The sequence below is a fragment of the Enterobacter sp. MGH 24 genome (genome assembly GCF_000493015.1).
Classification (GTDB): domain Bacteria; phylum Pseudomonadota; class Gammaproteobacteria; order Enterobacterales; family Enterobacteriaceae; genus Enterobacter.
Genome location: NZ_KI535657.1, coordinates 3,624,413 through 3,642,869, shown reverse-complemented (window position 1 = coordinate 3,642,869; position 18,457 = coordinate 3,624,413). Strand labels below are relative to the sequence as shown.

24 protein-coding genes and 2 pseudogenes are annotated in these 18,457 nt (G+C 55.1%); 11 read left to right on the top strand and 15 right to left on the bottom strand.

Annotated elements, in window-relative coordinates; all coding sequences use genetic code 11:
• Positions 1 to 169 precede the first annotated feature (169 nt).
• Positions 170 to 352: pseudogene (gene azoR / locus L370_RS22975) on the top strand (FMN-dependent NADH-azoreductase); the annotation flags it as partial.
• Positions 342 to 722 (top strand): annotated as a pseudogene (locus L370_RS04780) (RluA family pseudouridine synthase); the annotation flags it as partial. The pseudogenes azoR and L370_RS04780, both read left to right, overlap by 11 nt.
• Positions 723 to 729: 7 nt before the next feature.
• Here the strand turns inward: L370_RS04780 and L370_RS04785 are convergent.
• The gene (locus L370_RS04785) at positions 730 to 1,269 is read right to left on the bottom strand and encodes a DUF2058 domain-containing protein (RefSeq protein ID WP_023335625.1); all 540 of its coding nucleotides are present in this window, start codon (positions 1,267 to 1,269) and stop codon (positions 730 to 732) included.
• 267 nt (positions 1,270 to 1,536) lie between these two features.
• Between L370_RS04785 and L370_RS04790 the strand changes: the two genes are divergently transcribed.
• The 4 genes from L370_RS04790 (at position 1,537) to L370_RS04805 (ending at position 5,009) form a co-directional block, all read left to right on the top strand.
• Entirely contained in the window at positions 1,537 to 2,058 is a 522-nt protein-coding gene (locus L370_RS04790) for a DUF2778 domain-containing protein (RefSeq protein ID WP_023335624.1), read from the top strand.
• A gap of 253 nt (positions 2,059 to 2,311) precedes the next feature.
• Positions 2,312 to 2,803 (top strand): Hcp family type VI secretion system effector, encoded by a 492-nt coding sequence (locus L370_RS04795; RefSeq protein ID WP_023335623.1) that lies wholly within the window; start codon positions 2,312 to 2,314, stop codon positions 2,801 to 2,803.
• 179 nt (positions 2,804 to 2,982) lie between these two features.
• Complete coding sequence (locus tag L370_RS04800) at positions 2,983 to 3,957, top strand: DUF1852 domain-containing protein (protein ID WP_023335622.1); 975 nt, start codon at positions 2,983 to 2,985, stop codon at positions 3,955 to 3,957.
• Positions 3,958 to 3,980: 23 nt separating this feature from the next.
• Positions 3,981 to 5,009 carry a methionine synthase gene (locus L370_RS04805; RefSeq protein WP_023335621.1) on the top strand — a complete coding sequence of 343 codons (1,029 nt, stop codon included), beginning with the start codon at positions 3,981 to 3,983 and terminating at the stop codon, positions 5,007 to 5,009.
• 4 nt (positions 5,010 to 5,013) lie between these two features.
• Here L370_RS04805 and L370_RS04810 read toward each other — a convergent pair whose 3' ends face one another.
• Positions 5,014 to 5,946 carry a LysR family transcriptional regulator gene (locus L370_RS04810; RefSeq protein WP_023335620.1) on the bottom strand — a complete coding sequence of 311 codons (933 nt, stop codon included), beginning with the start codon at positions 5,944 to 5,946 and terminating at the stop codon, positions 5,014 to 5,016.
• A 95-nt stretch (positions 5,947 to 6,041) separates the two neighbouring features.
• On the opposite strand from L370_RS04810, the gene L370_RS04815 reads away from it, so the two are divergent.
• On the top strand, positions 6,042 to 6,476 hold the full coding sequence (locus L370_RS04815) for a DMT family transporter (RefSeq protein WP_023335619.1): 435 nt from the start codon (positions 6,042 to 6,044) through the stop codon (positions 6,474 to 6,476).
• Between the two features lie 3 nt (positions 6,477 to 6,479).
• On the top strand, positions 6,480 to 6,938 hold the full coding sequence (locus L370_RS04820) for a DMT family transporter (RefSeq protein WP_023335618.1): 459 nt from the start codon (positions 6,480 to 6,482) through the stop codon (positions 6,936 to 6,938).
• Between the two features lie 2 nt (positions 6,939 to 6,940).
• Here L370_RS04820 and L370_RS04825 read toward each other — a convergent pair whose 3' ends face one another.
• From L370_RS04825 to L370_RS04860, 8 genes are read right to left on the bottom strand one after another with little or no spacing between them, the layout of a single operon-like run.
• Complete coding sequence (locus L370_RS04825) at positions 6,941 to 7,468, bottom strand: DUF3833 domain-containing protein (protein ID WP_023335617.1); 528 nt, start codon at positions 7,466 to 7,468, stop codon at positions 6,941 to 6,943.
• Positions 7,465 to 7,989, bottom strand: coding sequence for a hypothetical protein (locus L370_RS04830; protein ID WP_023335616.1), 525 nt, complete (start codon positions 7,987 to 7,989; stop codon positions 7,465 to 7,467). Before L370_RS04830 ends, L370_RS04825 begins: the two co-directional genes overlap by 4 nt.
• Positions 7,986 to 8,471, bottom strand: a complete 486-nt coding sequence (locus tag L370_RS04835) for a DUF2878 domain-containing protein (RefSeq protein WP_023335615.1) — start codon at positions 8,469 to 8,471, stop codon at positions 7,986 to 7,988. Before L370_RS04835 ends, L370_RS04830 begins: the two co-directional genes overlap by 4 nt.
• Positions 8,468 to 9,688 carry an SAM-dependent methyltransferase gene (locus L370_RS04840; protein ID WP_023335614.1) on the bottom strand — a complete coding sequence of 407 codons (1,221 nt, stop codon included), beginning with the start codon at positions 9,686 to 9,688 and terminating at the stop codon, positions 8,468 to 8,470. Before L370_RS04840 ends, L370_RS04835 begins: the two co-directional genes overlap by 4 nt.
• Complete coding sequence (locus tag L370_RS04845) at positions 9,685 to 10,407, bottom strand: DUF1365 domain-containing protein (protein ID WP_023335613.1); 723 nt, start codon at positions 10,405 to 10,407, stop codon at positions 9,685 to 9,687. The genes L370_RS04840 and L370_RS04845 overlap by 4 nt, the downstream gene beginning before the upstream one ends.
• Position 10,408: 1 nt before the next feature.
• Positions 10,409 to 11,668, bottom strand: coding sequence for an NAD(P)/FAD-dependent oxidoreductase (locus L370_RS04850; RefSeq protein WP_023335612.1), 1,260 nt, complete (start codon positions 11,666 to 11,668; stop codon positions 10,409 to 10,411).
• Positions 11,665 to 12,384, bottom strand: a complete 720-nt coding sequence (locus L370_RS04855; RefSeq protein WP_023335611.1) for an SDR family NAD(P)-dependent oxidoreductase — start codon at positions 12,382 to 12,384, stop codon at positions 11,665 to 11,667. The genes L370_RS04850 and L370_RS04855 overlap by 4 nt, the downstream gene beginning before the upstream one ends.
• Positions 12,381 to 12,815, bottom strand: coding sequence for a nuclear transport factor 2 family protein (locus tag L370_RS04860; protein ID WP_023335610.1), 435 nt, complete (start codon positions 12,813 to 12,815; stop codon positions 12,381 to 12,383). Before L370_RS04860 ends, L370_RS04855 begins: the two co-directional genes overlap by 4 nt.
• A 256-nt stretch (positions 12,816 to 13,071) precedes the next feature.
• Here L370_RS04860 and L370_RS04865 point away from each other — a divergent pair, with 256 nt between their 5' ends.
• Both L370_RS04865 and L370_RS04870 read left to right on the top strand, forming a co-directional pair.
• The gene (locus L370_RS04865; protein WP_023335609.1) at positions 13,072 to 13,269 is read left to right on the top strand and encodes a hypothetical protein; all 198 of its coding nucleotides are present in this window, start codon (positions 13,072 to 13,074) and stop codon (positions 13,267 to 13,269) included.
• Between the two features lies 1 nt (position 13,270).
• Positions 13,271 to 14,056, top strand: a complete 786-nt coding sequence (locus L370_RS04870; protein ID WP_023335608.1) for a hypothetical protein — start codon at positions 13,271 to 13,273, stop codon at positions 14,054 to 14,056.
• Here the strand turns inward: L370_RS04870 and L370_RS0122120 are convergent.
• Together L370_RS0122120 and L370_RS04875 are read right to left on the bottom strand one after the other, a co-directional pair.
• Positions 14,037 to 14,549: a GNAT family N-acetyltransferase gene (locus L370_RS0122120; protein ID WP_032666604.1), complete on the bottom strand. Its 513-nt coding sequence runs from the start codon at positions 14,547 to 14,549 to the stop codon at positions 14,037 to 14,039. The two genes, L370_RS04870 and L370_RS0122120, sit on opposite strands and share 20 nt — an antisense overlap.
• Before the next feature lie 18 nt (positions 14,550 to 14,567).
• Positions 14,568 to 14,972, bottom strand: coding sequence for a VOC family protein (locus tag L370_RS04875; RefSeq protein WP_023335606.1), 405 nt, complete (start codon positions 14,970 to 14,972; stop codon positions 14,568 to 14,570).
• Between the two features lie 194 nt (positions 14,973 to 15,166).
• On the opposite strand from L370_RS04875, the gene L370_RS04880 reads away from it, so the two are divergent.
• On the top strand, positions 15,167 to 15,724 hold the full coding sequence (locus L370_RS04880; RefSeq protein WP_255344017.1) for a histidine phosphatase family protein: 558 nt from the start codon (positions 15,167 to 15,169) through the stop codon (positions 15,722 to 15,724).
• 43 nt (positions 15,725 to 15,767) lie between these two features.
• Here L370_RS04880 and L370_RS04885 read toward each other — a convergent pair whose 3' ends face one another.
• The 3 genes from L370_RS04885 to L370_RS04895 form a co-directional block, all read right to left on the bottom strand.
• A complete protein-coding gene (locus L370_RS04885) occupies positions 15,768 to 16,598 on the bottom strand; it encodes an oxidoreductase (RefSeq protein WP_023335604.1) in 831 nt (276 codons plus the stop codon).
• 116 nt (positions 16,599 to 16,714) lie between these two features.
• Positions 16,715 to 17,722: an AraC family transcriptional regulator gene (locus L370_RS04890; RefSeq protein WP_023335603.1), complete on the bottom strand. Its 1,008-nt coding sequence runs from the start codon at positions 17,720 to 17,722 to the stop codon at positions 16,715 to 16,717.
• 82 nt (positions 17,723 to 17,804) lie between these two features.
• Positions 17,805 to 18,389 carry a TetR/AcrR family transcriptional regulator gene (locus L370_RS04895; protein WP_023335602.1) on the bottom strand — a complete coding sequence of 195 codons (585 nt, stop codon included), beginning with the start codon at positions 18,387 to 18,389 and terminating at the stop codon, positions 17,805 to 17,807.
• Positions 18,390 to 18,457: the final 68 nt, after the last annotated feature.

The following is an 18,457-nucleotide window of genomic DNA, read 5'->3' as shown; positions in this document are numbered from 1 at the left end:
GTTTTAATGATTGCTATAGAGTACCACATTGACGCCTTTCGCGCCTTATTCAAAAAATTCGAACATAGGCTTCGATATATTGCGCTATCTCTGTGGCAGGATTGTGAATAGAGTGTCAACAAGCAACGGGGCAACCCCCTTCAATCAAATGCAACAACAGGAATCACCCATGAGCAAAGTATTAGTTTTGAAATCCAGTATTCTGGCAGGGTACTCTCAGTCTGGTCAGCTGTCTGATTACTTCGTTGAACAGTGGCGTGAACAGCATTCTGCTGACGAAATCACCGTGCGTGACCTGGCTGCAAACCCAATTCCTGTGCTGGACGGCGAGCTGGTTGGCGCTTTGCGGCCATGTGGAAAACGATGAGGGAATAATAGACGCACCGATTGCCAAAGACCCGGCGCTGTTCCCGCTGATGTCGATTTGCGCCATCAACGGAAAACCCGCCCGCTCCCGCTATCGGGTCGTGGAACGTTTTTATCAGGGTACGGGAGTGCCGTTAACGCGGGTGATACTGACGCCGGAGACCGGGCGAACCCATCAGCTGCGTATTCACTGCCAGCAGCTGGGACACCCGATTCTGGGTTGCGATCTGTATGGCGGTCTTGAAGCACCGGGGGCGGAAGACGCGCCCCGGCTGATGCTGCATGCAAGCGAGTTGAATTTTATTCATCCCGTGAGCGGAGAGCCGGTTAACGCCCGTCACGCCGCCCCGTTCTGAATGCGGTTTACCACATCAAATCGTCAGGGATTTTGAAGTCCGCGTACGGATCGTCTTCGTCCTGCTCTTCCTGGCTGAGCACGCTGTTTAAGACGATGCTGTCGGCATCGCGCTGGGCAATTTTATCGGCCACCACCGCCGGGATAATCGCGTATTCACAGTCGCCGCTGGCGTTGATGACCAGGCGGGCAATCGCCAGACGGCCGTTGATCAGCTGAGCCTGGGTTTGCTTGTCGACGTCGATTTTTTTGATCAGATTACCGTCGGTGAAGTTAAAGGTGATGTTGCCTCTCGCCACGGTGATGCGGTTCATCTCAATCAGCTGCTTCACCTGCGCCTTAAACTCTTTCGCCAGCACGGCCTGCTTCTGCTGCTCGCTCAGCAGCTTGTCACGCTCGATCTGCGCCTTTTTGTTCTCTTCTACCGCTTCACGAGCCTCACGCGCCTGAACCCGTGATTTCTTTGCCGTGCGCTGCACTTTCGCCGCTTTCTTGCTGCTGACGAGGCCCGCTTTCAGCATCTGCTCTTGTAAGGTGAGTTTTGTCATGATTGTTTCTAAACCGGTTGGAAATTTTGGGGATTATAGCGGGAATTGCGGAGCGTGTGCCAGAGAAGTAGGCATGGCGTTTTGTTAGCTGAGCCTGGTTCATTATTCATTCAGCATTAACTAACGTTAACGCCTAAAGAGTGATTAAAAAATGTCAGGTCAATTTCTTAAAAAAAATGAGGAACTCATAAATATGATGTGAGTTGAATATCTGTACCCGCGTCAGGCGTAGGCTGCCTTTATCTTATTAAAAGGGTGCGGAAAAATATGGCCTTAAAAGGAACAATGCTGCTTAACGGTGCTGACTATGCGCCTTTTAACCTGCACGGCGTTGGCGTGTTTATGGCGCATTCCGGGCAGGGAATTTATAGAAACAATGGATTTTGTGGTGCAGTTAAAGGATCGGGTCCAATTCCCCCGGGTAAATACTGGATTGTTGACAGAGGGACTGGAGGTTTCTTTTCAGGGTTAAAAGCGAAGGTTCAGGATCGGTGGAACAAGGTTAGATCCGGCGCAGAATTTGGCCGCGATGAGTGGTTTGCTTTATACAAGGATGACTGGGGAATCGATGATGGTACCTGGATTGATAACGTTTATCGGGGTTTGTTTCGGCTGCATCCGGGTACGGTATCTGAAGGATGTATCACGATTGCCCATAATTCTGATTACGCATTAATCCGGAATGCTCTCATGAGTACAGAGCTTATTGAAGTTCCCTGTATGCGTTCGCTGATGGCACGCGGCTGGGTTGAGGTGAGTGAAAGTGGCTATACCAGCACTTGTCCGTAAATGGGGCATCAGGCTATTGAAAACGGCCTGGTTTCTATGCATCAGCATTTTAGTAGGCCGCACATTGGGACCCGCTGAACATTATCTTGATCATGACGTGGTCTCATCTCTATGTAATTTTATTTATGGTGATGTGAATGCTGAAACAATATATGACACATATACCAATATCGATATTTTAATCGTACTGACCCTCGCTACGGTTATTTATCGCTTAACAACGCTACTACTCAATAAAATAAGGAAATAAAGAATGCCTATTCCTCCCTACATGTGGCTAAAAGACGACGGTGGAGCACATATTAAAGGATCTGTAGATGTTCAGGATCGTGAAGGTAGCATTGAGATCATAGGACTGAGTCATGGCATTAATCTCCCAGTAGACAGCGCTAACGGCAAGATCACCGGCACGCGTCAACACTCATCTATGCGGATTGAAAAGGAAGTTGATAGCGCCACGCCCTACCTTTACAAAGCAGCATCTACCGGTCAGGCACTCAAAAGCGCTGAAATTAAGTTCTATCATATTAATGATGCCGGACAGGAAGTCTGTTATTACACCGTACTAATGGAAAACGTAAAGGTTACGGGTGTTAACTGCAGCGTGCCGAACGTGAAAATCGCTGCCAACGATAAAATGAACCATGTTGAAAGCGTAAGTCTGCAGTACGAAAAAATTACCTGGCGCATCGTCGACGGGAACATCATGCACAGTGACGCCTGGAACGAACGCCCTACAGCATAACGCTAAGGGGCGCGATGCCCCTTACTCTCTCACTTCCCTCTCCAGGCTGTGCACAATCCTGTTCATGAACTTCCCTCATGTTGCATTGAAATTAAGTCACTTCCCCTGCGCTGCGGGCTCAGGCATAAATTATGCATCGGCAACTTCTTAGCAACATGAACTTAGGATGCATAACCACAATGAGCAAAGCTTTCACATATACCCTTAAGCGCAGTTGCTTCGATGAGAATTACAACCCGTCAGAAAATACGCGTACGACCACCAACTTTGCCAACCTGGCGCGCGGGGAAAAGCGTCAGGAGAACCTGCGCAATACGCTGGTGATGATCAACAATCGCTTTAACGCCTTAGCGCGCTGGGATAACCCAAACGCCGATCGCTACGCGGTTGAGCTTGAAATCATCTCTGTCGATCTGAACATTGGCGCGGAAAAACCGTTTCCGGCCATCGAGATACTGCAAACCACGATTGTCGACAAAAAAAATAACCTGCGTATCCCGGGCATCGTCGGGAATAACTTCTCTTCTTACGTGCGGGATTACGATTTCAGCGTCCTGCTGCTGGAACACAACAAGAACCAGCAGCACTTCAGCATTCCGGAAAAATTTGGCGAACTGCACGGCAATATTTTCCGCCACTTTGTGAATTCGCCGGAATACAAAGAGAACTTCAGAAAGGGACCGGTGATCTGCCTGAGCGTCTCCAGCAAAGACACCTACCGCCGCACCGGTAACCAGCACCCCGTGCTGGGCATTGAGTATCAGCCGGATGGCGAGTCGCTAACGGAGCATTACTTCGCGAAGATGGGCCTGCAGGTTCGCTATTTCATGCCGGAAAACAGCGTGGCGCCTTTCGCATTCTTCTTTACCGGGGATTTGCTGAGTGATTACACCGATCTGGAACTGATTGCCACCATCAGCACGATGGAGACCTTCCAGAAAATCTATCGCCCGGAAATTTATAACGCAAACTCGGCGGCGGGGCTGTGCTATCGACCGGATCTGAACCAGCAGGATCACTCCTTAACCAAAATTGTTTATGACCGGGAAGAGCGAAGCCAGCTGGCGATTGAACAGGGCCGTTTTACCGAAGCGTACTTCATTAAGCCTTACCAACATATTCTTGAGCAGTGGTCTGATAACTACACGCTTTAATTCATTCAAAAAGGTCTTTTATTATGAAAACATTGCTCCCGACTTCTACCGCTGGCAGCCTCCCTAAGCCGACCTGGCTTGCACAACCTGAAACGCTGTGGTCACCCTGGAAATTACAGGATCAGGAATTGCTGGCGGGTAAACAGGATGCGCTGCGCCTGTCTCTGGATGAGCAGATCCGTGCGGGAATCGATATTGTCAGCGACGGGGAACAGACCCGCCAGCATTTCGTCACCACCTTTATTGAACACCTGAGCGGCGTGGATTTTGAAAATCGTCAGACGGTGCGCATTCGTAACCGCTATGACGCCAGCGTGCCGACCGTGGTTTCAGCCGTTGCGCGTCAGAAGCCGGTCTTCGTGGACGATGCGAAGTACCTGCGCCAGCTGACGGACAAGCCAATCAAATGGGCCCTGCCCGGGCCGATGACCATGATCGACACCCTTTACGACGCGCACTATAAAAGCCGTGAAAAGCTGGCCTGGGAATTCGCCAAAATCCTCAATCAGGAAGCGCGTGAGTTAGAGGCCGCAGGCGTCGATATTATCCAGTTTGATGAACCGGCATTTAACGTCTTTTTTGACGAGGTGAACGACTGGGGTATCGCCGCGCTGGAACGCGCCGTTGAAGGGCTGAAGTGCGAAACCGCCGTACACATCTGCTACGGCTACGGCATCAAGGCCAATACGGACTGGAAAAAGACGCTCGGCTCAGAATGGCGACAGTATGAAGAGGCCTTCCCTAAGCTGCAGACCTCCAGCATCGACATTATCTCCCTGGAGTGCCACAACTCCCGCGTGCCGATGGATCTGCTGGAGCTGATCCGCGGTAAGAAAGTGATGGTCGGCGCGATTGATGTGGCAACCAACACCATTGAAACGCCGGAAGAAGTCGCCGATACGCTGCGTAAAGCGCTGCAGTTCGTCGACGCGGACAAGCTTTATCCGTCAACCAACTGCGGCATGGCTCCCCTCTCCCGCCAGGTCGCTAACGGCAAGCTGAACGCGCTGAGCGCGGGCGCAGAGATTATCCGCAAAGAGCTCGCCGCGTAATCCCTTACGTTTGCCAGTACGGCGGCGTGCCAAAGCGCTCGACGTAATAATCAATCACCGCCCTGACGTTCAGGGGCGGATGACGGGCATCAGGATAGATCGCCGCGATTGCCTGCTGTTCTGTATTGATCGCGCACTCCAGCGCGGGCAGGAGCGAAATCAGCTCGCCGCGCTGGAGCTGCTCGCTCACCAGCCAGTCCGGGAACAGCACAATCCCCATTCCACCCAGCGCCGCAGCCAGTAACGCTTCCGCATTATTCGAGGTCATCAATGGCGTAACGGGATAGTGTATCCACGCTTCACCCTTCCCGCGAAACAGCCAGCGGTTAGGCCCTGACGATCCGCGATAGACAAGACAGTGATGACGGTTCAGGTCATCCGGCCCTTCGGGCGCACCCTGTTTTCGCACGTAGTCTGGCGACGCGGCCAGATGATAAACCTGCCGCCCGAACACCCGCGCATGAAACGAGGAGTCCGTCAGCACGCCAATCCGGAAGATCACGTCGGCGGCGTCCCGATGGGGGTCGATAAAATCATCGGTCAGCGTCAACTCTATGCTGAGGCGGGGATAGCGTTCCGACAGGCCGGGAAGGCCGGGGGCAATATGCTTCTGGCCGAAAAACACCGGTCCGTTAATTCGGATCGCGCCGGAAGGTTCCACCGCACGCGCGTCCAGCTCCCGTCGCGCCTCTTCCAGATTTTCCGCCATCGACCGGGCATAGCGAATAAACAGATGACCGCTTTCCGTCGGGATGACGGCCCGCGTATTGCGGTAGAAAAGCTGTTGACCGAGCGCATCCTCAAGCTGGTGGATCACGCGCGATATCTGCGAGGCCGATATCCCCTGCCGCCGCGCCACGACGGAGAAATTCTGCGCTTCATACACGTCAATAAAGATCAGCAGCGCGCGGACGTTGATGTTACTAGCGTCGACCATTAATGCATATCCTGCAAAGGTGTTTCCAGCATTATGGCATTTTTCTCACGAGACTGACGACGTAATCTTCTTCGCCAGAAAAAGGAGGAAGCGTAATGCAGTTTGTGTTGATTTTACTGGTGATTGCCGGCGGGATGGGGCTGTCCGTAGAGGCGGGCCTGCTGGGGCCGCTGGGCGGCGAAGTGGGTGACCTATGGGCGACGTTCAGCATCTTCGGCGTGGGTGCCGCGCTGACGTTTCTGCTGATGCTGTTTTTCAGCCCCCGTAACAGCCCGTCGTTTTTCGCACAGCCCGGCTGGCAGCTGCTCGGCGGCGTGCTTGGCCCTGTCTACGTGGTCATTCTGACCGTTGCGACCCCCGCTATCGGCATCGCGATGACCATGATTGGCATTCTGGCCGGTCAGGTCTTTAAAAGCCTGATCATTGACCACTTTGGTCTGCTGGGTACGCCGCACAGGAAGATAAACGCGAAACGCATCGTGGCGCTGGTTTTTATTATTGCCGCACTGGTTCTGGTGGCGCAGGGGTAACGTATGACACTGATGATGATTCTTTTGGCCGTGTGTGGCGGCGCAACGCTGAGCATTCAGGCCGCCATTAACGGGCAGCTCGGCAGCAGCGTGGGCGTATTTAAAAGCGCGTTCCTGACGTTTTCCGTCGGTGCGCTGGTGACCGCCCTGCTCATTTTCTTCTTTGAGCCTAAGCAGGCGGTCACGCTGCTGGACGTGCCGAAATGGCAGCTCCTCGGGGCGATGTTCGGCGTGCCTTACATTGTGATCATGGTCCTGGCGGTGCAGCGCATCGGCACCGCCGTCGCCACGGTGGCGGTGATATTCGGCCAGCTCGCCATGAGTATGCTGATTGATAACTTTGGCTGGCTGGGCAATCCCGCTATTCCGTTTTCGCTGAGCCGTCTGGGCGCGGTGGTGTGCCTGGGGATTGCCCTGTACTTTATTTACGCCAGCAGTAAAACCGGCAGCGTCCGCGACTAGGCTTACGTCTTCCGGGTAAAGAACAGCGTCACCGTGGCGACGGTGACGCCCAGCTTCTTCATCTCGGTTTTATTAAACAGATGCGTCTCATCCTGCAGGTACATCCAGTCGTCGAAGTTCAGCAGCCAGGTGCTGCCGTTGGCCTTCACGTTCATGCTGTAATGCCAGTTGAACGCGTTGCCTGCGGCCTGCCCCGTGGCAACCCCTTCGATATCCCCTGCCGTTCCCTCGTAGCGATCGCTTCCTACCCGGCGAATATGCCAGACCCGCTGCTGCTTCTCGCCGTCGTCGTAAACAAAGCGTTCATTCAGCGTCAGCGTATCGCCAATAACATCCCCGGCAATCTCAACGTGGAAACGGCGGATCTGCTTGCCGCTGCGATCCTGTACCATCCCCCACGCTTCGGTTTTGCCCTGGAAGTAGTGGAAAATATCAAGCCGTGGCTGCTGCTGGCGATACTCGGCCACCTCCGTGCTACAGCCCGCCAGCAGCATCGTGAATGCCAGCGCCATCATCAGGATACGTTTCATTTTTGGCCTCCGATTAACTGCTGACGCAGTTCAGGATATTGCGTACGGGGATCGAGCCAGATGGCCAGAAAACGGGTGCTGAACGCTTCCGACTGGCGTGGTCCGAGTGGAATAAAGGATGTTTGCGCCGTTGACGCGCGATACCAGAACTGTCCCTGCTTATCGTTGAGAACAAACGCCAGCTGTGAGCCAGGTCGGACATCCGGCCACAGCGACCGGAGCATCCGCAGCCAGGCTTCGCTTTGCGGTTCCTGCGCCAGGATCCCCTGCGCCTGCCACTGGTCACGGGTCGCCTCAACCAGTTCATCGCGATCGATGTCCCGCGCATAGGTAATAATCAGCGCCTGATCCTGATTGTCCCGACTGTAACGGCCATCCGGGGTGCGCAGCTGGGAGGTATAGACGGTGAAAGGCCCCCAGGTGAGCGTGGCGTCCCCCACCTTCCGCCAGGCAAGCCAGTCGGCGGCCTGAGCAACCGGAACAACCAGCGTCAGCCAAAGCAGCAAAACCGCAGCTCTCATTTTTGTCTCCCCATCAGCAGGTGGAAAAACAGCATCAACACCAGCCAGCCCGGCGCCATCCAGCTGACGACGATAAAGGTCGGCTCCAGAAAGGTAATTCCCCCTAGCCGCTCGCCAAACAGATAGGCCACCGGCCCCCCCACGGCGGCCAGCAGGGTCAGCAGCCAGCCGGGCAACGTGGTGGTGCGCGTCAGCTGCGTCCAGACCGTGGCGAACATCAGCCACAGTGCCACCATCCATAACGGCATCAGGGACTCGCCCGTAAAGGCAATCAGCCCGGTCAGGGCCCAGAGCGCGTCCAGCAGGCTGCCCGCCGCGGCCAGCCCAATAGCATAAAAACGGTAAGCAGGCGGCAAAAGCAGGCACGCCAGGATCGCCAGAGCGATCCAGATAATCAGGCCCTGTTCGCGAAAGAGCACCACCAGCGCCCAGTAGAGATCGAACGCAATGGCCAGCAGGAAGACCTGAAGGTAACGTCTCATACGCGCTCGGCGGTCAGCTGCACCACGCTGATGGTGCGAGCGTTAAACCCGGCTTCGCAGTAGCCGAAGTAGTACAGCCACATGCGGCGGAACCGTTCATCGAAGCCGAGCTTTTCAATCTCCTGCCAGGCGTGGACAAAGCGCTGCCGCCAGTGGGCCAGCGTGCGGGCATAGTCGGGGCCCATGTCGAAGAGATTACGTACCACGAAATCGGTGTGCCGCGTCATCAGCTCGTTCATCGCCGTAATGCTCGGCAAGAAGCCGCCGGGAAAAATGTAGCGCTGGATAAAATCAACGCTTTTGCTGTAGTCGCGATAGCGCTGGTCCTGAATAGTGATGGCCTGAATCGCCATCCGTCCTCCGGGGCGCAGCCGCGCCTGGCAGGTACGGAAGAACGTCGGCAGATAGCGTTGCCCGACGGCCTCAATCATCTCTATCGAGACCAGCTTGTCGTACTGTCCGGTGAGGTCGCGATAGTCGCAGAGCAGTACCTCAACGCGATCCTGTAACCCGGCGCGGGCGATCCGCTCGGTCGCCCAGAGATATTGCTCCTGCGACAGCGTGGTGGTCGTTACCCGACAGCCATAATGACGGGCCGCGTATTCCGCCATCGCGCCCCAGCCGGTGCCAATTTCGAGCAGGTGGTCGCTCGCACTCAGCGCCAACTGCTCACACAGGCGCGCCATTTTGGCCTGCTGGGCCGCCGTCAGATCCTGCTCGTCAGCGGTGAACAGCGCGCTGGAATAGAGCAGTTCCTTATCCAGGAAATGGGCATAAAAGGTATTGCCCAGATCGTAATGGGCGGCAATATTTTCGCGGGCCTGGGCTCGAGAATTACGCCGGGTCCAGTGGCGTATCCGCTCCAGCGGCCTGCCGAGCAGACGGAACCCGTTTTCCAGACGGCCAAGCACCTCGCCGTTGAGCGCGAGCAGCTCCAGAAGCGGCGTGAGGTGCGCGGTTTCCCATTCGCCGTCCATCCAGGCTTCTGCCGCAGCAAGGCTCCCGCCCGTTAAAACGCGCCAGTAGACGCCGGGCGTGAGGATCTGCACGTCGGCATGCAGCGCGGAGGATGTCTCGCCAAAATGGAAGGTCTGGGCCCCTTCGCGCAGGGTGAGCGAGCCGCCGCGGATGCCGCTTAACAGACGAAACAGCAGCCATCGCGCGAGGCGGACGTTGCGCGGGATATCGGGTTCTAACGCAAAGACGGGATCGGTCATGAGCGTTCACTCCTGCTGACGGGATGGTTATACAGCGGCACGCGCTTGAGCCACAGGCGCAGCGCCTGCCAGTAAATGGCAAAAACGGTTTTCAGGGTCATGAGCGGAATGCGCAGCAACAGCGAGCGCAGCGCGGGGCGCGTCAAAGGCTCCCGGCGCAGCGCGAGCGTGGCGTCAAAGACCTTCGCTTCCTGATGGTTTTCAATGTGCATATGCAGCGTGTTATCCGGGTCGTTAAAGCGCCAGTGGTAGATCATGTCCATCGGGTTGAAGGGGGAAACGTGAAACGCTTTTTCCGTGGGCTGCGCATCCTGTCCGTTGACGGCATAGTAATGACGTTCATTCCACGGCGTGTTGCGGACCTCCGCCAGCACCCAGCGCAGCGTTCCCTTCCTGTCATAGCAGTAGTAAAAGTTGACCGGATTGAAATGAAAGCCGAAATAGCGCAGCTGCGTCAGAAGCATCACCCGCCCGTCCGGACGTTCCCCGGTCAGTCTCTCCAGCCTGCTCAGCACGTTCTCTTTGAGCGGCGTGCCGAGCGGATAGTCAGCGTCGTGGAACGAGGCGGCGGCAAAGCGATTGCGCCGCACGCCGACTGACGACAGCAGCGGCAGTTCATCCAGATCCAGCCAGGCCATAAACACGCTGTAGCTAAATTCATGGGTTTTCGGCTGGAGGCGGCGGTGGCGTAATACGCCGTGGTAGAGGCAGCTGTTCATCTCAGTTCCCCTCTCCGGCCGCTATCGCATTGACCACGTCCAGCGCGCTGCGCACGCCATCTTCATGAAAACCGTTGTACCACCAGGCCCCGCAGTACCAGCTCCGGTTATGACCGTTGATCTCGCCGCGCCGCGCCTGCGCCCGCCAGCTTTGCGGGTTAAACAGCGGATGTTCATAGACAAAGCGTTGCCAGACGAAGCGTTCGTCCACCGGCGCGTCCGGGTTCAGGGTGACGCAGAACAGCGGACTGCCCGCAGGCAGCCCCTGCAGGATGTTCATGTTGTAGGTGACACAGGCGCTGGCCTGGTCCTGCGCGCTCAGGCGGTAGTTCCAGCTGGCCCACGCGCGCTGCCGCACCGGCAGCCAGCGCGGATCGCTGTGTAAAACGACCTCGTTGCGCTGCCAGCCAATATCGCCCAGCACCTCGCGCTCTGCGGGCGTCGGGTCATCAAGCATCGCCAGCGCGCTGGCGGAGTGGCAGGCAAAAATCACCCGATCGAAGGTATGGCTGCCGTTTTCAAGCTGAAGCGTGACCCCGTGCGCGTGGCGGCTCACTCGCTGCACCGGCGCGTTGAGGTGCAGCGTCAGGCGGTCACCCAGTTTTTCCATCATTGCGCGGATATACTCCCGCGAGCCGCCCGGCACCACATACCACTGCGGGCGCTGGGTGATATCCAGCAGGCCGTGGTGGTGGAAGAATCGCAGGAAGAGCGGCAGCGGGAAACGCTTCATCTCCTGCAGCGACGATGACCAGATGGCGGCCCCCATCGGCAGAATGTAGTGGCGCGCGAAAAACGGCGTGAAGCCGTGCTGGTCCAGAAACGTCTGCAGCGTGGCGTTCGGGTCCACCTCCCCGTCCAGCGCCTGTTTCGCCAGACGATTGAAGCGGACGATCTCCCCGAGCAGCCGCCAGAATGCTGGATTCACCAGGTTCCGACGCTGGGCAAACAGCGACGTCAGGGTGTGTCCGTTGTACTCCAGCCCGGTCGCGGGATTGTGCACCGAAAAGCTCATCTGCGTTTTTTGCCCGCTGATACCCAGCTCGCTGAGCAGGCCCATAAAGCGCGGATAGGTGCGGTCGTTGTAGACGATAAACCCGGTATCGATCGCGTATGTGCCCTGTGGCGTCGTCACGTCAACCGTTGCGGTATGGCCGCCGGGGGTGGCGCCCGCTTCAAACAGGGTCACCTGATGGTGTCCGGCCAGGCGCCAGGCGCAGGTCAGCCCGGCGATGCCGCTGCCGATAATCGCAATGTTCATGAACGCACCATCCTGCGCAGCAGCGCGCGCTGAAGAAACGCAGGCAGTCCGGAGAGCAGCCGCAAAATGAAGCCAAACCCGACAGGAAATGCGATATGCATTTTCCCAGCCGCCAGCCCGATACGGATCGCCTTCACCGCCTCGTCGACGGTCACCCTACCCGGCATGGCAAAATCGTTTTTCCGCGTCAGGGGCGTATCAACAAAGCCCGGCGAGACAACCGTGACGGTAATTCCTTTTGGCTCCCAGTCCAGTCGCAGGCTTTCGGCAAACCAGCTCAGGGCCGCTTTGGACGCGCCGTAGGCCTCTGCCCGTGGGAAAGGCAGCCAGTGGGCCATGGAACTCACCAGCACCACGCGGTTGCCCGCAACCAGCTGCGGCTGTAGCGCCTCAAGGCAGTTCACCGGCCCGAGGAAATTGGTGTTCATAACCCGCTCCACCAGCGCGGCGTCCACCACGCCCTGCTCGAGGTATTCGCAGGTCCCGGCGCAGAGAATAATCAGATCGGCATAGCTGCCGGTCAGCGCCTGGCGACAGGCGTCCCTGTCTGTCATATCGAACAGGCGAACGGTGAGATTGGGGCAGGTTTGATGCAGCGCTTCGAGACGCGCCGGATCGCGCCCGCAGGCAATCACATGGTAGCCGTCAGCGGAAAAGGATTTCGCCAGCCCGGCGCCAATGCCCGAACTTGCCCCGGTAATCAGCACCGTCTTCATGATTTGACCCTCCGCTTCACGCCGCGTACCGCCCAGCCCAGCAGAGGAAGGTGTTCGTAGATCATCTCTCCCGCATCGTAATAGTCGCGCTGGTGCGTGATGAGATCGTTTTCGGTCTGCACCACTGAACACCCCGGCAGTTCGAGCGGCTCTCCCCCGGCGATGCGCGGGTGCGACCAGTGCATCACCCAGGTGACAACAAACCGGCTTCCGCTGCACAGCGGCGAATCAATGGTAAAACGGCAATGCTCGACGTTGGCCAGCAGATGGGTGAAATAGCGCTGAAGCGCGAAAATCCCGTCATGCTCGCCAAACGGATCGATAAGCGTGGCATTCGAATGGTAAAGCCCCACCAGCGCGGACGGCGGCTGGCTATCCAGTGCGGCGTAGTACTCAACAAACCGACTCACGACAGAGGGCAAAGTGCTCATGGGTCACATCCTGGCTGTAAACAACGTGGCGTAATCGCATAATTAAAACTTACACAATTAACGTTATTTGTCCAAGTTTGTGGTGATTTATTTTTTATTTTATATATACATCAATAACTTAAAGATAGACAAAAGAGTAGGTTTTGTAGGCCGGGTAAGGCGCAGCCGCCACCCGGCTTTAACTTTCAGGATATCCTTAAGGCAAACGCGCCGGTCTTCTTCCAGGCTTATCCTTTTTATTCATAAGGATGCCCTCGTGAAACGTTTCTTTCTCTCCCTTTTCTCCAGCCCGGAATCCTTACTGCAGGTGATGAGCCAGCAGGAAATCATTGAAGCCGTCGAAGATGGCGATCGCATCATCATCGACCAGGACGGGAACGCCTCGGTGAACTACAAAAGCAACGAAGTGCGGCAGGATTTTCTGCGTCACGTCGACACGCTGAAGAGGGCCTGATATGGGAACGGCGATATTTATGGTGCTGATGGTATGCGGTTACTGGTACACCAGCCGCGACCTGTCGACCCGCTTTAAAATCAAGCGCTCATTTGGCTGGGACGTCTATTTTCTTGTGGCGCTGTACGGCTGTATTTTCGTTCTGCAGGGCGTGATTGCCACCGGTCTGCTCTGGCTGCTCCTGCTCGCCCTTTCCGCCGCCAATAACGCTTTTCACTTTGCCTCACCGAAATATACCGACTGGCAAATCGACTTTATGAACTGGAGCTTTTTAGGCATTCAGGCGCCGGTGGTCGTGATGCTGGCGTTTGCCATCCTGTTTTGCCTCTACCGCTCTAACTGGGCGGGCAGCGCCAGGCTGGACGGCGAAAGCCGGAAAAAGCTCTACAAGCGTCTGGCGCAGTCGAGCGGTATTGAACAACTTCTTTACCAGTGTATGGAGCAAGGCGAACTGGCGCAGGTCACGCTCCGGTCCAGGCGGATTTACGTCGGTATGATCCACACCGCGACGCTGGAATATGAAAAAACGGCCAATATCGTGCTGATCCCGATGTTAAGCGGGTACAGAGACGCGAAGACGATGAACTTTCGCATTGAGAATAACTACAGCAGGTGGTATGCGGAACATGACATCACGCTCGACTCCGAACCCCGAAGCGCCATGTCATTCCGGAAGGTGATTTTACTCAATCAGATCGAGAGCCTCTCATTGTTCGACCCCGCCAGCGCCAGCGCGCTATCGCTGGCACAGCGGGACGAGAGTCGCCCTAAAGAGACATCCCCATAATCCTGATTATGCTCTGCTGTGAAGCGGTTTCGAAAAGGACGTTCTTAACGCAGAGCATGCCCTGCTTCTGGTAGAACCGGTACGCTCCCGCGTTCTGCTCCAGCACTTCCAGCCAGAGATACTCCTTCCCCCTGCTCCGGGCCATGTCGGTGATGCTGTTGAACATCACCTGACCGAAGTTCTTGCCGGTCTCGGTGGGATCAAGATAGAGCTTGTTGAGGAGCACGCCCTGCTTATCCGTTTCTGGAATCATGGCCTCCCAGGTCACTTTCATGAATCCCACGGGCCGATCGGTCTCGGCAACATACCAGGAAACAGCGTTATCTTTCAGGCTCTGTTCAAGTACGGAAAGCGCGTAATCGCCATGCAGAAAATCCTTCATCTCTGCCTCTGACACCCACAAATGCTGAAAATGGGCGGGGTAGATTCGGTATCCCAACTCGCTTAAAAGCGCTGCATCGGCCACGGTGGCCTGTCGAATTCGAAGAGTCATGAAAAGTATCCCTGGTAATCACCCGCGCTGGGCATTTTGATAGAGATCCCAGCGGTTGCCGTAAATATCTTCAAATACCACCACCGTACCGTACTCTTCCTCACGAGGTTCTTCGCAGAAATGAACGCCTTTGTCTTTCATGGCACGGTAATCGCGCCAAAAATCATCCGTCTGAAGGAAGAGGAAAACTCTGCCGCCGCATTGATTGCCGATAAAGCTTTCCTGCCTCTCGTTAGACGCACGAGCCAGCAAAATATTGCAGTCGCTTTCCGGGTTGGGTGAGACGACCACCCAGCGTTTACCGGGCTGAGGCGTATCTTCAACGAGGGTAAAACCCAGCTTGTCCGTGTAGTATTTAATGGCACGATCGTAGTCATCAACCACAATAGCCACACAGCCCAGGCATCTTTTCTGAGTTCTCATTTTTTCGTTACCTTTACCCTAAATGGTTATGCTCATCGCTTTCTCACAGAATACGCGCGCATGAAAATATTTTACAGACTGATAGGTCTGCTAAGTACGCTCCAGGTTCAGACACACTAAAAAGGGTGGGTGAAAAACCTCATCCGATCGCGCTACTCTGCCGCTGATGAAGGGATGATGGGTGATAAAAACATATGGAAATTATTTTGATGCGGCATGGAGAACCTCAGCACAGGGGTGAGCCAAAAGTATCGTACAGGCAAATGTTTGAGTGGATCGACAGCTATAACCGCTCTTCAACGGGCAGCGACAGACCTTCGGAGATAGCTCAAATCCTCGCGTACCGCGCGCTCACGTTTCTCAGCAGCCCTCTCCCGCGAGCCCTTTCATCGTTGAAAACGCTGGGGTGTGAACCGGGTTTAATTGATGAGGTTTTTCGGGAAGCGGAACTGCCGGTATTTCGTATCCCAGGGTTACGGTTGTCGCCTTTTTACTGGGCGGCGCTGTTTCGCGTTCTTTGGCTCTGCGGCCTGTCTGGCGAAGCAGAGTGCGTAAGCGTCGCAAAAAAACGTGCCGCTAAGGCGGCTGAGATCCTCGTGACGGCGGCTAAGGACTCCGATGGCCCCGTCTTGCTCATGGGGCATGGGATCATCAATCGGTTTATTGCAAAAGAACTGATCGCATCAGGCTGGAAAGAACAGACTCGTCAGGGCAAGGGTTACTGGGGCGCGGGGGTTTACAGCGCTGTGTAGCGGCACATGCGGCGCCGAGGTTTTTTAATCCTCGGCGCTCAGGTCATCGGGTCTGGCTAAGAATAATGCGATCGAACAGACGGTCACCCAACCAGACGCGCATGCCGATGAGCATCCTGGCATACTTGCCGGCTGCATAGCGTGTACGCGGATGCGGGCTTTTAACCGCGCGGGCAACCACGTCCGCAATCACCTTCGGGTCGCTGCCTCTGCCATTTCCATAAGCATTTTTGACCGAGTTAGCCACGTTCGCTACCAGATGACCATAAGGGCCACTTGCTGAACGTTTGACAAAATTGCCGCTGACCACATCACCAAAGCCTGTCTCGATTAAACCCGGTTCAACAATCACAACCTTAATGCCAAATTCAGCCACTTCAAGACGCAGACAGTCAGACCATCCTTCAAGCGCATGTTTCGTTGCGTGGTACCAGGCTCCCAGAGGGGTGTAAATTTTCCCTCCTATAGAAGTGATGTTAATAATGTAACCACTGCGTCTGGCGCGCATGGCCGGGATCAGCAGCTGCGTAAGGCGGGCTGCGCCAAACACGTTAACCTCAAACTGATAGCGAGCTTCATCAATACCGATCTCTTCTACCGGTCCATAAAGCCCAAAACCCGCATTGTTGACCAGTACGTCAACCCCACCCGTCTGAGACACTATGGTATCCACTGCAGCCAAAATGTCTTCATCACGTGAGATATCCATCCGCAGAGGGCGCGCGCCAAGCTGGGCGAGATCGTTCATTTTCTCAACGCTACGGGCAGCGGCATAAACCTGATAGCCATCCTGAATAAGACGACGGGCGATGACTTTGCCCATACCTGACGATGCACCGGTGACCAGCGCGGTTTTCTTGTCCTGAGTAAACATAATTACCTCGGTGAGTAGACTGTCGTTAGTTTGCCCTCCCTCGGCCCAACGTTAACTAGCGTATCGCGCCATATGACTCGCAAACTGCGTCATTATAGCGGTAATTATGCCCGGATTTATTCAAGGCGCATGGCTGTTCTGGCCGCTTCAGGAGTCTGGCCCGTCCAGGTCATAAATGCGCGATAGAATGAATTAGGATCTTCGAAACCCAACAAAAATGCGATCTCATACCCGGAAAGACGCGTATTGCGAAGATAATGACGGGCCAGGTGTTCACGACACCCGTTGACAAGATTGCGGAAATTATCCCCTTCCTGCTCAAGCCTGCGCTGCAGCGTGCGTTTGCTCATTCCCAGACGCTCCGCCGCTTTTTCAATTGTCGCTTCGTTACCGGGAATAAGTTCCAGGAGTACCGCACGAACGCGCTCGGCGGTTGAAGCCTGTTCATTTAACTGACCGAGACGACGCTGCAGTTCTGGTTCAAATACCTGCCACATCCCATCATTTACCGTTAAAAATGGCCGAAGCGCTTCGGCTGCGGAAAAGCTGATGGCAGGATGTTCTCCGTTTTGCACGTCAGTACCAAAGAAACGCGAAAAGTGGCTGTTCTGAACCGCTGACGGTAGCGCAGAAACGCAGATTCGTAAGGGATTAACCGGTTCGCGGGTCCCCAGCCGCAGAAGCTTGAGCAGGAAGCCCAGCTCTGCCACCTGCAGAAACGGCGGGAGAGCTGTCGCAAAAAGCCAGCGCGGTGAAACGGTAAGGTTGCCGTTTTGGTCGACCGTTGTCTCCAGAACCATGGGAGCAATAAGCTGTTTATATCTGGCCAGACGCTGGACAGCCTGCATCATATTGCTACTACACAGTGCGGCAAAAAGTGGCGGATCGAATATATCCGCAGAGATCGATTCAATAAGTGGTACGGGAAAGGCGGGATCGTTCGTTTCTGCCTCCAGCGCGTTCCAGAAGCGGATGTATTCATCCGTATCGAGTCCGCGCGTTTTTTGCAAAAAGAGATCGTCAGGTAATCCTGCCCTGCGGAGAATGCGTTCTGGCTCAAGCCCCGCGTCTTTCAGCAGCGTTTTCCAGCTTATATCGAGGGCGAAAGTACGGTTATAGGCCATTTGCTCATTCCCGGTGTGAAGGTTATTCAACGCTAAGTGTTGTTGTGTTGCGGACGCTTGTCAGTCGTCGCAGGTGTAAACATTATTTACCCACTAATAACGCTGCGGCTAATGCCCTCTTCAAAGAAGTGACGACATCATCCGTATCCATGCCCATCTGTGCATGAATAATTGCGCCGTCAATGAGCAGCATGATTTCATTGACGACGCGCTCATCAGAATTCTTCGTCAGCAAGGCAATAATTTTCTTTGTCTCTGATTTATGACTGCGGCATATCTCTTTTATTTCACTTTCAATATCTTCCGATTTTGCCTCTGCGCTGGCATTAATAAATGCGCAACCGTGGAACTCGGGCGAAATAAACCATTCGTGAAGCGTTGCAGATATCGCATCAGCAGGTATTTCGCCTTCATCGAGATGTCGACGCAGCGTGGCCTCAAACCAGTTAATCCATATTTCATGCCGATAGTGCAAATAGGCCAGAATAAGCAAGCTCTTACTCGGGAAATACCGATAGAAAGTCACCTTGGTCACTTTAGACGCTTTAATCAGCGTATCCACCCCCGTCGCCCTGAAGCCCGTGGAATAAAACAGATCGTGCGCTGTGAGTAATATCTTATCTCTGACGCTGATTTTAGTATCGTGGACTGCGGGTTCGGTTTTCACTTTTTGGTAGCCTCAAAAAGAATGTTGACAGCGTTATTTTATAGGCATAGATTACCGCAAGTAGACAG

Excerpts from the sequence above, each read along its gene's own strand:
- L370_RS04785 (WP_023335625.1), bottom strand. The coding sequence starts at position 1,269 with ATGACAAAACTCACCTTACAAGAGCAGATGCTGAAAGCGGGCCTCGTC.
- L370_RS04790 (WP_023335624.1), top strand. The coding sequence starts at position 1,537 with ATGGCCTTAAAAGGAACAATGCTGCTTAACGGTGCTGACTATGCGCCT.
- L370_RS04795 (WP_023335623.1), top strand. The coding sequence starts at position 2,312 with ATGCCTATTCCTCCCTACATGTGGCTAAAAGACGACGGTGGAGCACAT.
- L370_RS04800 (WP_023335622.1), top strand. The coding sequence starts at position 2,983 with ATGAGCAAAGCTTTCACATATACCCTTAAGCGCAGTTGCTTCGATGAG.
- L370_RS04805 (WP_023335621.1), top strand. The coding sequence starts at position 3,981 with ATGAAAACATTGCTCCCGACTTCTACCGCTGGCAGCCTCCCTAAGCCG.
- L370_RS04810 (WP_023335620.1), bottom strand. The coding sequence starts at position 5,946 with ATGGTCGACGCTAGTAACATCAACGTCCGCGCGCTGCTGATCTTTATT.
- L370_RS04815 (WP_023335619.1), top strand. The coding sequence starts at position 6,042 with ATGCAGTTTGTGTTGATTTTACTGGTGATTGCCGGCGGGATGGGGCTG.
- L370_RS04820 (WP_023335618.1), top strand. The coding sequence starts at position 6,480 with ATGACACTGATGATGATTCTTTTGGCCGTGTGTGGCGGCGCAACGCTG.
- L370_RS04825 (WP_023335617.1), bottom strand. The coding sequence starts at position 7,468 with ATGAAACGTATCCTGATGATGGCGCTGGCATTCACGATGCTGCTGGCG.
- L370_RS04830 (WP_023335616.1), bottom strand. The coding sequence starts at position 7,989 with ATGAGAGCTGCGGTTTTGCTGCTTTGGCTGACGCTGGTTGTTCCGGTT.
- L370_RS04835 (WP_023335615.1), bottom strand. The coding sequence starts at position 8,471 with ATGAGACGTTACCTTCAGGTCTTCCTGCTGGCCATTGCGTTCGATCTC.
- L370_RS04840 (WP_023335614.1), bottom strand. The coding sequence starts at position 9,688 with ATGACCGATCCCGTCTTTGCGTTAGAACCCGATATCCCGCGCAACGTC.
- L370_RS04845 (WP_023335613.1), bottom strand. The coding sequence starts at position 10,407 with ATGAACAGCTGCCTCTACCACGGCGTATTACGCCACCGCCGCCTCCAG.
- L370_RS04850 (WP_023335612.1), bottom strand. The coding sequence starts at position 11,668 with ATGAACATTGCGATTATCGGCAGCGGCATCGCCGGGCTGACCTGCGCC.
- L370_RS04855 (WP_023335611.1), bottom strand. The coding sequence starts at position 12,384 with ATGAAGACGGTGCTGATTACCGGGGCAAGTTCGGGCATTGGCGCCGGG.
- L370_RS04860 (WP_023335610.1), bottom strand. The coding sequence starts at position 12,815 with ATGAGCACTTTGCCCTCTGTCGTGAGTCGGTTTGTTGAGTACTACGCC.
- L370_RS04870 (WP_023335608.1), top strand. The coding sequence starts at position 13,271 with ATGGGAACGGCGATATTTATGGTGCTGATGGTATGCGGTTACTGGTAC.
- L370_RS0122120 (WP_032666604.1), bottom strand. The coding sequence starts at position 14,549 with ATGACTCTTCGAATTCGACAGGCCACCGTGGCCGATGCAGCGCTTTTA.
- L370_RS04875 (WP_023335606.1), bottom strand. The coding sequence starts at position 14,972 with ATGAGAACTCAGAAAAGATGCCTGGGCTGTGTGGCTATTGTGGTTGAT.
- L370_RS04880 (WP_255344017.1), top strand. The coding sequence starts at position 15,167 with ATGGAAATTATTTTGATGCGGCATGGAGAACCTCAGCACAGGGGTGAG.
- L370_RS04885 (WP_023335604.1), bottom strand. The coding sequence starts at position 16,598 with ATGTTTACTCAGGACAAGAAAACCGCGCTGGTCACCGGTGCATCGTCA.
- L370_RS04890 (WP_023335603.1), bottom strand. The coding sequence starts at position 17,722 with ATGGCCTATAACCGTACTTTCGCCCTCGATATAAGCTGGAAAACGCTG.